A 14,676-nucleotide genomic window follows, 5' to 3' on the forward strand; every position below is an offset into this window, starting at 1 on the left:
TGATAGCTGCTATTGAGCTGTTTTTCAATGTTCAACTGGCCTTACATTTGTTATTATAGCATACGTTCGACATTTTGCAATTGTAAATTTCTGTATTACGCTTTTTGACGATCACGGAATGCACGTGCAATTTCGCGCTTTGCTTCTTTCTCTTTTAAATCGTGACGCTTATCATATTGCTTTTTACCTTTACCTAAACCAAGTTCCATTTTCGCAAATCCATTTTTCAAATAAATTTTAAGCGGCACAAGCGTATACCCTGTTTCTTTCGTATACCCAATAAGCTTTAAAATTTCTCTTCTATGAAGAAGTAACTTTCTTGTACGAAGCGGATCATGGTTAAAACGATTTCCTTGTTCATATGGACTAATATGCATATTATGTACCCATACTTCACCATTTTGCACACGTGCAAAGGCATCTTTTAAGTTTACACGGCCTGCACGAATCGCCTTAATTTCCGTTCCTTGAAGGACAAGACCTGCTTCATATGTTTCTTCAATAAAATAATCATGATATGCTTTTTTATTTTGTGCGATGACTTTCCCTTGACCTTTTGGCATCTCGATTGACGCCTCCCTTCATTTTTATCATTGTAGCAAAATATGAAGAAAGAAGCCATATATGGCTTCTTTCTTACTTACGTTTTTTCTTTTTCTTCTTAAAGTTCGGTGCATTTTCAAAGAATGGCTTTTTCTTTTTGGCACCATTTCGTTTTCCATTTGTATTTCGGTTTGACTCGTTGTCTTGTCCACCGCGATTATTTCCACGGTCGCCACGTTTTCTTCTATTTCCTTTTGGCTGCTCAATGACAACAGGACGATCTTTTCGTTGTCGCTTCACATTGCCTTTCATGCCGACAATTTCAAAGTCAATCGCACGCTCATCTTTGTTTACATTCACAACGCGAATCGTAATTTCATCGCCAATACGGAAGACGTTTCCTGTACGTTCGCCAATCATCGCAAAATGATGTTCGTCATAACGATAATAATCATCCGTTAAATAGCTGACATGAACAAGACCTTCAATTGTATTTGGAAGCTCTACGAACAAACCGAAGTTTGTTACAGAACTAATAATTCCATCGTATTCTTCACCAATTTTATCAAGCATGTATTCTGCCTTTTTCAGCTCATCCGTTTCACGCTCTGCCTCAACTGCACGACGCTCCATGTTTGAAGAATGTTCGGCAATATCCGGTAAGTTTTCACGCCACTTCGCTTGTGTTTCACTATCGACTTTTCCGTTAATGAGATACGTGCGAATCAATCTGTGCACAATTAAATCTGGATAACGGCGAATTGGTGATGTGAAATGTGTATAAAACTCTGTGGATAAACCAAAATGTCCGATACTCTCTGCATCATAACGAGCTTGCTTCATGGAACGAAGCATAACTGTCGAAATGACAACCTCTTCCGGCTGACCTTGTACCATTTCAAGAATTTGTTGAAGTGCACGCGGATGTACTTCATTCCCGCGACCTTTTACTGCATAACCAAAGTTTGTAATAAACTCAAAGAAACGCTCTAGTTTATCTTCTTTAGGGTCTTCGTGAACGCGGTACATAAACGGTACGTTCATCCAGTGGAAATGCTCAGCGACTGTTTCGTTTGCTACAAGCATAAATTCCTCGATTAACTTCTCAGCTACAGAACGATCACGTAAAATAACATCAGTCGGTTTTCCTTCTTCATCCACTAGCACTTTTGCTTCTTTGAAGTCAAAATCAATTGCCCCGCGGCGCATACGCTTTTCACGTAAAATAGCAGCCAATTTCCCCATCTCTTGGAACATTGGTACTAACGGTTCATAACGAGCCATTAATTCTTCATCTTCATCGTCTAGAATCTGCTTCACATCTGAGTATGTCATGCGCTCCGTCGTTTTAATAACGCTTTGGAAAATTTCATGACTTACTACTTCTCCTTGATCATTAATTTCCATTTCACAAGATAATGTTAAACGATCTACCTTTGGATTTAATGAACAAATTCCGTTAGACAAACGATGCGGAATCATTGGAATAACACGGTCTACAAGATAAATACTTGTTCCTCGTTCAGTTGCTTCGCGGTCAATTGCAGATCCTTCCGTAACATAATGGCTTACATCCGCAATATGTACACCAAGCTTGTAATTACCATTTTCAAGCTTCGTTACTGTAACCGCATCATCTAAGTCTTTCGCATCCGCACCATCAATTGTAACAATTGTTTGATCTCGCAAATCACGGCGCCCTTGTAAATCGTTCTCATCAATTGTTTCTGGTACACTGTTCGCATGCTCCATTGCATCTGCCGGAAATGCAAGCGGTAAGTTATGCTTATGAATCACTGATAAAATATCAACACCTGGATCATTTTTATGACCAAGAATTTGAATAACTTCTCCTTCTGCACTTAAACGATCTTGTGGGTAGCTTGTAATTTTAACAACGACTTTATGTCCTTCTACTGCACCCATAGAAGCACTTTTTGGAACGAAAATATCGCTCGCCCATCGTTTGTTGTCAGGGAGAACAAATCCAAAATTTTTCGATTCTGTATATGTACCAACTAATTCTTTTGTTCCTCGTTCTATAATCCGGACAATTGTCCCTTCCTTGCGTGAACCGCTTGATTCCGAACTAATACGTGCTAATACTGTATCACCGTGCAGTGCACCCTTTAATTCTGTTGGCGGAATAAAAATATCGTCTAACCCTTTTTCCTCAGGTACGACAAACGCAAATCCGCGGGCATGTCCAATTAATTTACCGCGCACTAAGTTCATCTTTTCTGGAAGACCGTAGCGGTTGCTTCTTGTACGAACAACAAGCCCTTTTTCCTCCATAATAACAAGTGCTTTCACAAACTCTTTAAAGTCAGCCGCATCTTCAATGCCAAACGCTTCTTCTAACTCTTGTACAGTAAGCGGTTTATATGCTTCTTCCTTCATAAACGATAACAATTTATCGATGTTTTCTTGCATGATTTCTTCCAAGTACAAAAACCTCCTTAATAAATCCTCGTATTGTATAGTCTATCCGAAAATATAACCATGTATAAATGATGTTTTTTTATGTAAAAAAGAGGCAACTAGATCTTACCAATCTAGTTGCTCCAAGAAGTTATATACATCTTCGTGCAGCTCATCACGCTGTTTATCCAGCGTAATTACATGCGTGGAATCCTCGTACCATTTCATTTCTTTTAAGTTTGACTCTACACCGTTATAAATAATGTTTGCGCTATCTGTATTAATCATTTCATCATGACGCGCTTGAACAACAAACGTTGGTGCATAAATCATATCAATATTATTGCGTACATCACGAATTAAATCTTGCAGTGCTTTTAATGTATTCATCGGTGTTTGCTTAAACTCAAACATCTCCGCTTCAATTTGCTCTGGAGATTTGCGCTCACGTTTTTTATATTCGCGTGCGTATGCCAGTATACCTTGATACATGATTTCTTCACTCTTAATGTACATCGGTGCACACATTGGTACAACCCCGATAATCGGCATTGTATAAGCAAGTTTTAAAGAAAAAACACCGCCAAGCGATAAACCAACAGCTGCAATCTTTTCATACCCTTTATCTTTTAAATGTTGATACGCCGCCATAACATCTTTCCACCAGTCTTCCGGGCCTGTGTGCACAAGCTGCTCTGGTGGTACACCATGACCTTTATAAATCGGTGCATGACACGTATAACCTTTTGTCTCTAAATAACGTCCGAGCATACGAACGTCTGCAGAGTTCCCTGTAAATCCATGTAATAGTAAAACTGCACGTTCTCCCGCCTCAAATGTAAACGGTTTTGGGGATGCTAGCTTCATTTCACGTTCTCCTTCTCTTCCTATAGTGTACTCTTCTTGTATGATCTATTTATAGTGTAACATAGTTTCTTTTCCATAATCTAATTAGAAACTTCTTCGGTAAAAAATAAAAAAGATTCAACCCAAAAAGGTGAATCTTTTTCATTTATGCTTGTAAATACGTAACAGTAAATGTTAACACGAAGAATAATACAGCAAGAACAACTGTAATACGGTTTAATACAGCTTCAATTCCGCGCGCTTTTTGCTTACCAAATAATTGTTCCGCTCCGCCGGAAATTGCACCGGATAAACCAGCACTCTTACTAGATTGCATTAATACAAGTACAATCAATAACAGTGATACAATAATAAGTAAAACTGATAAAAACGTATGCACTTTACATGCCTCCTAAAGTTTCAATTACCTTAAATGTATCATAAAATAATTGGAAAAGCGAGAGCGTCTCATGGGCTCTCACTCACCGGATACTTCACCAGATTAAATAAAAAAAGCCGCAAATAATGGACCAAGCAAACATGTTAAGATTGCTGTTAATGTCATTGTTACCGATCCAATTACACCTTCATGTTCATTATTTTTCATCGCACGCATGACGCCCATAATATGAGATGCACAACCAAATCCAATTCCTTTTCCAACAGAATTCGTTACCCTGCTCCATTTTAATAAAATAGGACCAGAAATGGTTCCGGATATCCCCGCAACAACTACGAAAGCTGCTGTTAAAGATGGGACACCGCCTACTTGTTCAGATACACTCATGGCTACTGGCATTGTTACTGACTTCGGTAAGGAAGATAAAATCAAGCTTTTATCCGTTCCCATAACTGTTGCAATTACCATATCACTTGCAATTGCAACTATTGTTCCCACCAATACACCGCCAGCAATTGGTACAACATACTTCTTCAAAACGCTGCGTTGTTGATATAAAGGGATTGCAAATGCTACTACACCAGGACCAAGCAATTTCGAAATCCAGCCCCCGCCGCTCTGCATGTATTGTTGATAGGGTATATGGAATACAACTAACAATAAGATCATTAAAGCAGTTGCAACAAGCATTGGAACTGTAAACGGTGTTGGAAGCCATTGATAAATCTTCTTTGACAGTTGATACATGAAAGCTGTTACAATAATCCAACCAATTCCGACTACTATACTCATTGTGTCTCTTTTTCCTTTCTATTCGCAAGATATTGTCCTGTATGTCCTGCTACAACAATTATTAAAAAAGTACTCGCGACAACAGTAATACATAGCGAAATACCTTTATTCATCAAAAAAGAACCATAATTCATTAAACCAATGGTCGGAGGTATTAATAAAAATGGCATAAGAGCCATCAATGTTTCTGCTCCTAATTCAAACCATTTTACTGGAAGGACTTTTAACCCGAGCAATAGGAGCAACAAGAACATCCCTATTAAACTTCCTGGAATCGGGATATGCAACGCTCCTTGCATCCACGTGCCAATCATATTAAACACGTAAAGTGCTGCTATTTGGACAATAATTTTTGTAAATTTCATCTGTCTATCATCCTTCATTATACGATTCTTTATCCCGCTATTCGCGAGCAGTAGTCCCCTCACCTCAACATTCAGAGAAAAACAAAGAAGATAGGTAAGGGATAACTGCCCGTAAAAGCCCGATTGGTGAGAGCTTTCCATCAGTGGGAACAAAGGAACCCTCACTGATGGAAGTTTCACTTTATCCGCTACTTTTCAGCAGTAAGACCCCCACCTCAACATTCAGAGAAAGCGAAGAAGATAGGTGGGGGATGAAAAAAACTCCCACTGATGGAAGTTGCACTTTATATTTTCTATATTTATCATAGTATAAATTATAAAAACCCGCAATTTCCCGAATTGACAAGCAAAAGCGGCTATAGTATGCGCTTACATTGGCATTTTTACTGTATTTGTAAACGGAATTAGGAAGTGAATTAACTTATCGCTGCATAAAGTTTATATTTTCAGACTTTTCGAGTGGATAGTAGAGGTGAAAAAGCAGGAGAAAAATAAAACCGGCCGTGATTTCTCACGGCCGGTCTTTTATATTCTACAATTATTTTTTAAGGTTGTAGAAAGATTTTAAACCATCGTAAACAGCGATTTCGCCTAGTTCGTCTTCGATGCGTAATAATTGGTTGTATTTCGCAATACGGTCAGTACGGCTCATAGAACCAGTTTTGATTTGGCCAGCGTTAGTTGCAACTGCGATGTCAGCGATTGTAGCATCTTCAGTTTCACCAGAACGGTGAGATACAACTGCTGTGTAACCAGCACGTTTAGCCATTTCGATTGCTTCGAAAGTTTCAGTTAAAGTACCGATTTGGTTAACTTTAATTAAGATAGAGTTAGCGATACCTTTTTCGATACCTTCAGCAAGTTTTTGCGTGTTAGTTACGAATAAGTCGTCACCAACTAATTGAACTTTTTTACCAAGACGGTCAGTTAATAACTTGTGGCCATCCCAGTCGTTTTCGTCTAAACCATCTTCAATAGAGATGATTGGGAAGTTGTTGCAAAGATCTTCGTAGAAATCAACCATTTCTGCAGAAGTCATGCTGCGGCCTTCACCTGTAAGATCATATTTACCAGTTTCTTTGTTGTAGAACTCAGAAGAAGCAACGTCCATTCCTAAGAATACGTTTTCGCCAGCTTTGTAACCAGCTTTTTCGATTGCTTCGATGATTACTTCTAATGCTTCACGGTTAGAACCAAGGTTTGGAGCGAATCCACCTTCGTCACCTACTGCTGTGTTAAGACCTTTGTCATGTAATACAGCTTTTAATGCATGGAATACTTCAGCACCCATACGGATTGCTTCTTTGAATGTTGGAGCACCAACTGGTAAGATCATGAACTCTTGGAAGTCTACGTTGTTGTCAGCGTGAGAACCACCGTTGATGATGTTCATCATTGGAGTTGGTAATTGTTTTGCATTGAATCCGCCAAGGTAACGGTATAATGGAAGACCTACATAGTCAGCTGCTGCGTGAGCTACTGCCATAGATACACCAAGGATAGCGTTAGCGCCTAATTTACCTTTGTTTGGAGTGCCGTCTAATTCGATCATAGCACGGTCGATTCCAGCTTGGTCAGTTACGTCGAAACCAACGATTTCTGGAGCGATAACTTCGTTTACATTATTTACTGCGTTAAGAACACCTTTACCAAGGTAACGAGATTTGTCACCGTCACGTAATTCTACTGCTTCGTATTCACCAGTAGATGCACCACTTGGTACTAATGCGCGTCCGAATGCGCCGCTTTCTGTGTATACTTCTACTTCTACAGTTGGGTTACCACGAGAGTCTAAAACTTCACGAGCATAAATATCTAAAATTGCTGGCATATTATTTCTCTCCTTTTATATAAGTAATTATTTAATAATTGTTTTACCTGTCATTTCTTTTGGCTGTTCAACACCAAGAAGTGTAAGCATTGTTGGAGCGATATCTCCCAAAATACCGCCTTCACGAAGCTCAATACCTTCTTTTGTAACGATGAAAGGAACCGGGTTTGTTGTATGAGCTGTCATCGGTGTGCCTTCTGGAGTTAACTCCTCATCAGCATTACCATGGTCAGCAGTAATAAGTGCTACACCATCTTTTGCAAGAATTGCTTCTACAACTTTTCCTAAACATTCGTCAGTTGCTTCTACTGCTTTAATTGTTGGTTCCATCATCCCAGAATGGCCAACCATATCACAGTTTGCAAAGTTTAGAATGATAACGTCATGTTTGTCATTCTCAATTTCATTTACAAGAGCATCTGTTACTTCATAAATGCTCATTTCTGGTTTCAAGTCGTATGTTGCGACTTTTGGTGAGTTAATTAAGATACGCTCTTCTCCTGGGAATTCAGCCTCACGACCACCGCTAAAGAAGAATGTAACGTGCGGATACTTTTCAGTTTCCGCAATGCGAAGTTGTTTTAATCCCGCTTGTGAAACAACTTCACCTAACGTATTATCCAAGTTCATTGGCTTGAATGCTACATAACCTTTTACCGTTTCACTAAAGTGTGTCATACAAACGAATTCTGGAATGTGAGGTACTTTTTCACCACGATCGAACTCACGGAAGTCTTCGTTTGTAAATACACGAGCAATTTGAATTGCACGGTCTGGACGGAAGTTATAGAAGATGATTGCATCATCATCATTGATTGTTGCAATTGGCGTTTCATCTTCATTTACCATTACAGACGGCAATACGAATTCATCGTAGATACCATTTGCGTATGAGTCATCCACACACTCATATGCTGTTTTGTAAGTAGGGCCTTCGCCGTTCACCATGGCACGGTAACATTTTTCAACGCGATCCCAACGCTTGTCACGGTCCATGGAGTAGTAACGACCGGAGATTGTCGCGAACTGTCCTACTCCTGTTTCTTTCATCACTTCATTTGTTGCATCGATATAACCTTTTGCTGTTTGCGGACCAACATCACGGCCATCTAAGAACGCATGGATATATACTTTCTCCACGCCTTCTTTTGCAGCTAAGCGAAGAAGAGCAAACATATGGTCAATGTGACTATGCACACCGCCATCAGAAAGTAAACCGAATAAATGAAGGGCTGTACCCTTTTCTTTTACGTGTTTCATTGCACTTTGGAATGTTTCATTCTGATTGAATTCACCTTCACGAATTGCAACGTTAACACGCGTTAAGCTTTGGTATACAACGCGGCCGGCACCAATATTTAAGTGACCTACCTCAGAGTTACCCATTTGACCTTCTGGAAGACCTACCGCCTCACCGCACGCTGTTAGTGTAGTGTGAGGGAACTTGTTCCAGTAGCCGTCGAAATTAGGTTTCTTAGCTTGTGCTACAGCATTCCCGTAAGTTTCTTCACGTAGTCCAAAACCATCAAGAATGATTAAAGCTGTTGGCTTTCTCATTTTACCGCCTCCAAAAGACCTAAGAAGGACGCAGGCTCTAAGCTTGCACCGCCAACTAAAGCACCATCGATATCAGATTGTGCCATATATTCTTTAATGTTTTCAGGTTTTACGCTGCCGCCGTATTGAATACGAACTGCTTCTGCAGCTGCCGGAGAAACAGCTTCAGCAACAACTTTACGGATGTGCGCACATACTTCGTTTGCATCTTGTGCAGAAGAAGATTTCCCTGTACCGATTGCCCAAATTGGCTCATATGCGATAACAGTTACTTTTACTTGCTCTTCTGTTAAGCCTGTAAGTGCTTTAGTCACTTGACCTGCTACAAGATCAAATGTTTTTCCGCTTTCGCGCTCTTCTAACGTTTCACCACAGCAAACGATTGGTGTTAAACCATGTTCAAATGCTGCAAGAGTCTTTTTGTTTACTGTTTCGTCTGTTTCAGCAAACATTTCACGACGCTCAGAGTGGCCAAGTACTACGTAGCTCACTTTTAAGTCGCTAAGTGCCACTGGGCTAATTTCGCCAGTGAATGCACCATTTTTTTCGAAGTGCATGTTTTGTGCACCTACTTGTAAGTCAGTTCCCTCAGTTGCTGCTACAAGACGCTCTAGGAAAAGAGCTGGCGAGCAAACCACTGCATCAACAGCTGCTCTAGCTGGGATTTGACCTTTTACTTCCTCTACGAAGCTAACTGCTTCAGATAGAGTTTTATTCATTTTCCAGTTACCTGCGATAATTGGTTTACGCATGCTTTGCACCGTCCTTTTTCTTGGCTGCTAATTATTTGTCGTTAAGACAAACTACACCAGGAAGTTCTTTACCTTCCATAAATTCTAATGACGCACCGCCGCCAGTAGAAATGTGGCTCATTTTATCAGCCATACCGAATTTTTCAACAGCTGCTGCAGAGTCACCACCGCCGATAACAGAGTATGTACCTTCTGCATCTGCTAATGCTTGTCCTACTGCTTTTGTACCTTCTGCAAATGGAGCCATTTCGAATACGCCCATTGGTCCGTTCCATACAACAAGCTTAGAGTTTTTAATTACATCTGCATAAATTGCACTTGTTTTTGGTCCAATATCCAAGCCTTCCCAATCAGCAGGAATAGAATCGATATCTACAACTTGTCGGTTTGCAGTTTCAGAGAAGTCATCTGCAATGACGCAATCAACTGGCATGTAGAAGTTTACACCTTTTTCTTTTGCAAGTTGCATAAACTCTTTTGCTAGTTCAATTTTGTCGTCTTCACATAGAGACTTTCCGATTTCATGACCTGCTGCTTTTACAAATGTATAAGCAAGTCCACCGCCAATGATTAAGTTATCAACTTTATCAAGTAGATGACGTATTACACCGATTTTATCTTTTACTTTCGCACCACCGATGATTGCTGTAAATGGACGATCTGGATTAGAAAGTGCTTTACCTAGTACTTCTAATTCTTTTTCCATTAAGAAACCTGATACTGCTGGTAAGTAATCTGCAATACCTGCAGTAGAAGCGTGAGCACGGTGAGCTGCACCGAATGCATCATTTACGAAAATATCAGCAAGAGCTGCAAATTCTTTCGCAAGTTCTGCATCGTTCTTTTCTTCGCCCGCATAGAAACGTACGTTTTCAAGAACTAATACGTCGCCTTCGTTCATTGCTGCAACCATTTCTTGTACAGCAGGTCCGAATGCTTCGTCTGCTTTTTTCACATCTTTACCAAGAAGCTCACCTAAACGTGCTGCTACTGGAGTTAGACGCATTTCTTCTACCACTTGTCCTTTTGGACGACCTAAATGGCTTGCTAAAATCACTTTCGCACCTTGCTCTACTAAATATTGAATTGTAGGAAGAGCTGCACGAATACGAGTCTCGTCTGTAATTTTGCCTTCTTTCATAGGTACGTTGAAGTCAACACGGCAAAATACTCGTTTACCCTTTAAATCTACGTCACGAATTGATTTTTTGTTCATTGGATTTCCCTCCGACTAGTTAGGATTGACAAAACCCATTCAAAAGCTTATCACATTTGCTTATAAAACGAAAGAAGAGAGAGGGAACAAACCCTCTCCCTCGTTTTGTCATTTGTAGATTTATAAGCTTTATGAATTAAAGACCTTTAGCAGCCATATAAGCAGCTAAGTCTACTACGCGGTTAGAGTAACCAGTTTCGTTATCGTACCAAGAAAGTACTTTAACCATGTTACCTTCCATAGTCATTGTAGATAATGCATCGATTGTAGAAGAGTTTGTGCATCCGTTATAGTCGATAGATACTAATGGCTCTTCGCTGTATCCAAGGATATCTTTTAATTCGCCTTCAGCAGCTGCTTTGAATGCTGCGTTTACTTCTTCAACTGTTACTTCTTTCTCAAGTTCAACAACTAAGTCAACAAGAGATACGTTAGCAGTTGGAACGCGAACTGCACCACCGTTTAATTTACCTTTAAGTTCTGGTAATACTAATGCTACTGCTTTAGCTGCACCAGTTGTAGTTGGGATCATGCTCATTGCTGCTGCACGTGCACGACGTAAATCTTTATGTGGTAAATCTAAGATTTGTTGGTCGTTAGTGTAAGAGTGAATTGTTGTCATCATACCGCGTTTTACGCCGAATTTTTCGTTTAATACTTTAGCAAATGGAGCTAAGCAGTTTGTAGTACAAGAAGCGTTAGATACTACGTTGTGGTTAGCTGCATCATAAGCTTCTTCGTTAACACCCATAACGATTGTGATATCTTCGTCAGAAGCTGGAGCAGAGATGATAACTTTTTTAACAGATCCGCCTAAGTGTTTCTCAGCGTCTGCTTTTTTAGTGAAACGGCCAGTAGATTCTACTACGATTTCTACACCGTAGTCGCTCCATGGTAATTGAGCTGGGTCACGCTCAGCGATAACTTTAATTTCTTTACCGTTAACAACGATGCTGTCGCCGTTAGTAGATACTTCTGCATTTACTGCTCCGTGAACAGAATCATATTTTAAAAGATGTGCTAATGTTTGAGCATCTGTTAAGTCGTTGATTGCTACTACTTCTACCTCAGAGTTGTTAAGAGCTGCGCGGAATACCATACGTCCGATACGGCCAAATCCATTAATACCAATTTTAACTGTCATTTGAATTTCCTCCTTGGGGGATGTATATTAAGGGTTATTTACCCTCTACTAACACTTTTGCTGCACCTTCATCTGTGATGAGTAATGAAGTGTGTCCTTGTTTAATTACTGCTTGAATTGCTTTTGCTTTTGATGAACCTCCAGCAACTGCAACGACATGAGATACATGTTGTAAATCTTCGAGTTGCATGCCGACCGTTTGTACTTTATGAACAACTTCACCTTGTTCGTTAAAGTAATACCCAAACGCTTCACCGACTGCCTGCATTTCTTTAATTTTCATCCAATCTGCTTCTAAAGTACTTCGTCTACGCGCCATCGTTAAGGCATCACCAATTCCGTGAATAACAATATTGGAAGATCGAATCAATTCAAGAATTTCTTTCACAGAAGGTTCCGTCACAATGGACGCATATGCTTCGCTGCTTACATGATCGGGAACGTACAATAAGCGATAGTTGCTCATCGTATTTTGTGCCATTTTCGCACAGATTGTGTTTGCTTCTAGCTCAACACTCTCTCCTATTCCACCGCGTGCTGGGACAAATAATGTATGTAGATCCCTGCAATCCAATTGCATCATATCAGCTACGGCAGCTATTGTTGTTCCTCCAGTCACAGCAACGATATTATTCGCTGTCAGACGATCTTTTATACAAGCAACACAAGCGCGGCCCATCTCGAGCTTAACCCAAGGTGATTCATCACTATCACCAGGGACAACGAAAACTTCATCCAAGCCTAATGTTTCCTTAAGCTGTTTTTCCAAAACCTTCAAACCGGAAATTTCTTTCATAAAGTCTTCCAAAGCAAGAACAACAGCTGTTCCTTCTTCTGTTAATGTCATTCCAGAAGAGGCGACGTGAACCAAGTTTTCTTCTTTCAAAACCTGTACTTCACTTCGTAATACTCGTTCTGTCATACCAAGACTTGCAGATAAATTCCTTCTGCCAATAGGTTGTGTTAACCGAATGTACTGAAGAATTTGCATTCTTGTTTGCATAACAGGTAGCAGATCAGGTAATAATTTTTTCGTATACTGAATCCATGAGCGCATCATATTTTATCTCCTCACCACACTGGTTCATTCCCTATATGGTCATTATATGTCCCGTAGTGACAATTTGTGTCCCACATAGAGTAAAAAAATAATCCCTGCTACGGTTATTATTGTAACAGGAGATCCAAAGTTATTCAACTCTTATTGCACGAATTATGCTGTTTATTATGACATCTTTGTGAATGATTCCATATTCTACCTCTTCACCTTCGATTTCAACAACAGGAATCATAAGATGATATTTCTCTAACAGCTGCTCATCCTCATAAATATTTATTTCCTTTAGATCAAATACATATTCAGTTTTCAGCTCTTGCAAAAGTTTTTTCGCCTTCTTGCAAAGACCGCATTCTTCTTTTGTATATAGAATAACCTCCATCTCCATCACCTATACAATCGTTTTTCGGAGCGAAGATGCCGGAATGTTTAACTGCTCTCGATATTTCGCTACCGTTCTGCGCGAAACAACAATTTCATGTTCTTCCTCTAACATTTTTGAAATCTTTTGATCTGAAAGTGGTTTTTTCTTATCTTCTTTTCCTACAAACTCTTGAATAAGTTGCTTCACTCTCTTTGTTGAAATTGCTTCATCTTCCGTTGTTGCTACCGCATTGCTAAAGAATGACTTCATTTCAAACAAGCCATATGGCGTTTGCACATATTTATTGCGCGTTGCACGACTAATTGTTGATTCATGAACACCTAATATCTCAGCTACCTCTTTTAATGCAAGTGGCTTTAAATATTGAGGGCCATTCATAAAAAAGTCACGCTGTTTTTCAATAATCACTTCCATTACTTTCAGAAGCGTTTGTTTTCTTTGTTTTAAACTGCGCATAATCCATTGTACATGTTGATATTTTTCAGAAACATAAGAAGCAACATCTCTTTCGCTATTATGAAGAAGCTCACTATATTCTGAATGAATTTCAATCCTCGGCATATTACGTTCATTCATTTGGATTACCAAACGATTATCTTCTTTTTTTACCGCCATATCAGGAACGATGTACATCGGTTTTTCCGAAGAAAAAGCTAAACCTGGTTTTGGCTGCAGTGATGTAATAACATGAACAGCTTCTTGCAATTCTTCTGTACTACACTTCAACACATTTACTAATTTGCGCCAATCCTTCTTTACAAAATATGCAAAATGTTCATCCACAATCATTTCTGCTAATGCGTCCTTCTTTTGTAAGCGCTTTAATTGAATTGATAAACACTCTTGAATATTTCTTGCCGCTACCCCTGCTGGCTCTAACGATTGAACGAGCTCCATACATCTATTAACTTCTTCTACACATACCGATAATAACGCTGCTAATTCCTCATTTGTTTCTTGTAAATATCCGTTCTCATCCACATTTAAAATAATGAATGAGGCAATTTTTCTTTGTTCTTCATCTATTTTATAATACTGCAATTGATCAACTAAATGCTGTTGAATCGTTGTTGAATCTACACTATAAATTTCCATTTGATTCTCTGTTTGTTTACTTGTTGTTTTACTCTTTTTCTTCTCCCTGTCAAATCCACCTAACTCGATAAGGGGATTCTCCAGCGATTGCTCATACAAAAACTCCGTTAATTCCTGTACATTGTACTGGAGCATTGTAATCGCTTGTCTTAACTCTTGCGTCATTGCTAAACGTAAACTTTGTTCTTGTAAAAGACTTGCTTTCACCCTAATCTCCCCCTCACTTCTATTGTACAATAAGTTTCTCAAAAGGAGAATCCTTACAAAATACC

General features: G+C 39.4%; 14 protein-coding genes. All 14 read right to left on the bottom strand.

Annotated elements, in window-relative coordinates:
- Positions 1 to 95: 95 nt before the first annotated feature.
- Positions 96 to 563, bottom strand: coding sequence for an SsrA-binding protein SmpB (smpB, locus tag ACFQZ1_RS01030; protein WP_377880243.1), 468 nt, complete (start codon positions 561 to 563; stop codon positions 96 to 98).
- Positions 564 to 636: 73 nt separating this feature from the next.
- Positions 637 to 2,976: a ribonuclease R gene (gene rnr, locus ACFQZ1_RS01035; protein WP_377880276.1), complete on the bottom strand. Its 2,340-nt coding sequence runs from the start codon at positions 2,974 to 2,976 to the stop codon at positions 637 to 639.
- A 114-nt stretch (positions 2,977 to 3,090) separates the two neighbouring features.
- Positions 3,091 to 3,831 (bottom strand): alpha/beta hydrolase, encoded by a 741-nt coding sequence (locus ACFQZ1_RS01040; protein WP_377880245.1) that lies wholly within the window; start codon positions 3,829 to 3,831, stop codon positions 3,091 to 3,093.
- 145 nt (positions 3,832 to 3,976) lie between these two features.
- Complete coding sequence (gene secG / locus ACFQZ1_RS01045; RefSeq protein ID WP_377880246.1) at positions 3,977 to 4,210, bottom strand: preprotein translocase subunit SecG; 234 nt, start codon at positions 4,208 to 4,210, stop codon at positions 3,977 to 3,979.
- 102 nt (positions 4,211 to 4,312) lie between these two features.
- Positions 4,313 to 5,002, bottom strand: a complete 690-nt coding sequence (locus ACFQZ1_RS01050) for an LrgB family protein (RefSeq protein ID WP_377880247.1) — start codon at positions 5,000 to 5,002, stop codon at positions 4,313 to 4,315.
- Positions 4,999 to 5,367, bottom strand: coding sequence for a CidA/LrgA family holin-like protein (locus tag ACFQZ1_RS01055; RefSeq protein WP_377880248.1), 369 nt, complete (start codon positions 5,365 to 5,367; stop codon positions 4,999 to 5,001). Before ACFQZ1_RS01055 ends, ACFQZ1_RS01050 begins: the two co-directional genes overlap by 4 nt.
- Before the next feature lie 538 nt (positions 5,368 to 5,905).
- Entirely contained in the window at positions 5,906 to 7,198 is a 1,293-nt protein-coding gene (eno, locus tag ACFQZ1_RS01060) for a phosphopyruvate hydratase (protein WP_377880249.1), read from the bottom strand.
- A 27-nt stretch (positions 7,199 to 7,225) separates the two neighbouring features.
- Positions 7,226 to 8,755, bottom strand: a complete 1,530-nt coding sequence (gene gpmI, locus ACFQZ1_RS01065) for a 2,3-bisphosphoglycerate-independent phosphoglycerate mutase (RefSeq protein WP_377880250.1) — start codon at positions 8,753 to 8,755, stop codon at positions 7,226 to 7,228.
- Positions 8,752 to 9,507 carry a triose-phosphate isomerase gene (gene tpiA / locus ACFQZ1_RS01070; protein ID WP_377880251.1) on the bottom strand — a complete coding sequence of 252 codons (756 nt, stop codon included), beginning with the start codon at positions 9,505 to 9,507 and terminating at the stop codon, positions 8,752 to 8,754. Before tpiA ends, gpmI begins: the two co-directional genes overlap by 4 nt.
- A 31-nt stretch (positions 9,508 to 9,538) precedes the next feature.
- Positions 9,539 to 10,723, bottom strand: coding sequence for a phosphoglycerate kinase (locus tag ACFQZ1_RS01075; RefSeq protein ID WP_377880252.1), 1,185 nt, complete (start codon positions 10,721 to 10,723; stop codon positions 9,539 to 9,541).
- 136 nt (positions 10,724 to 10,859) lie between these two features.
- Positions 10,860 to 11,867 (bottom strand): type I glyceraldehyde-3-phosphate dehydrogenase, encoded by a 1,008-nt coding sequence (gene gap, locus ACFQZ1_RS01080; RefSeq protein ID WP_377880253.1) that lies wholly within the window; start codon positions 11,865 to 11,867, stop codon positions 10,860 to 10,862.
- Positions 11,868 to 11,901: 34 nt separating this feature from the next.
- Positions 11,902 to 12,924, bottom strand: coding sequence for a sugar-binding transcriptional regulator (locus tag ACFQZ1_RS01085; RefSeq protein WP_377880277.1), 1,023 nt, complete (start codon positions 12,922 to 12,924; stop codon positions 11,902 to 11,904).
- 133 nt (positions 12,925 to 13,057) lie between these two features.
- Positions 13,058 to 13,306: a glutaredoxin family protein gene (locus tag ACFQZ1_RS01090; protein ID WP_377880254.1), complete on the bottom strand. Its 249-nt coding sequence runs from the start codon at positions 13,304 to 13,306 to the stop codon at positions 13,058 to 13,060.
- Between the two features lie 9 nt (positions 13,307 to 13,315).
- Positions 13,316 to 14,611, bottom strand: coding sequence for an RNA polymerase factor sigma-54 (gene rpoN, locus ACFQZ1_RS01095; RefSeq protein ID WP_377880255.1), 1,296 nt, complete (start codon positions 14,609 to 14,611; stop codon positions 13,316 to 13,318).
- Positions 14,612 to 14,676: the final 65 nt, after the last annotated feature.

Source organism: Bacillus sp. CGMCC 1.60114 (assembly GCF_042676365.1).
Lineage (GTDB): Bacteria > Bacillota > Bacilli > Bacillales > Bacillaceae_G > Bacillus_A > Bacillus_A rhizoplanae_A.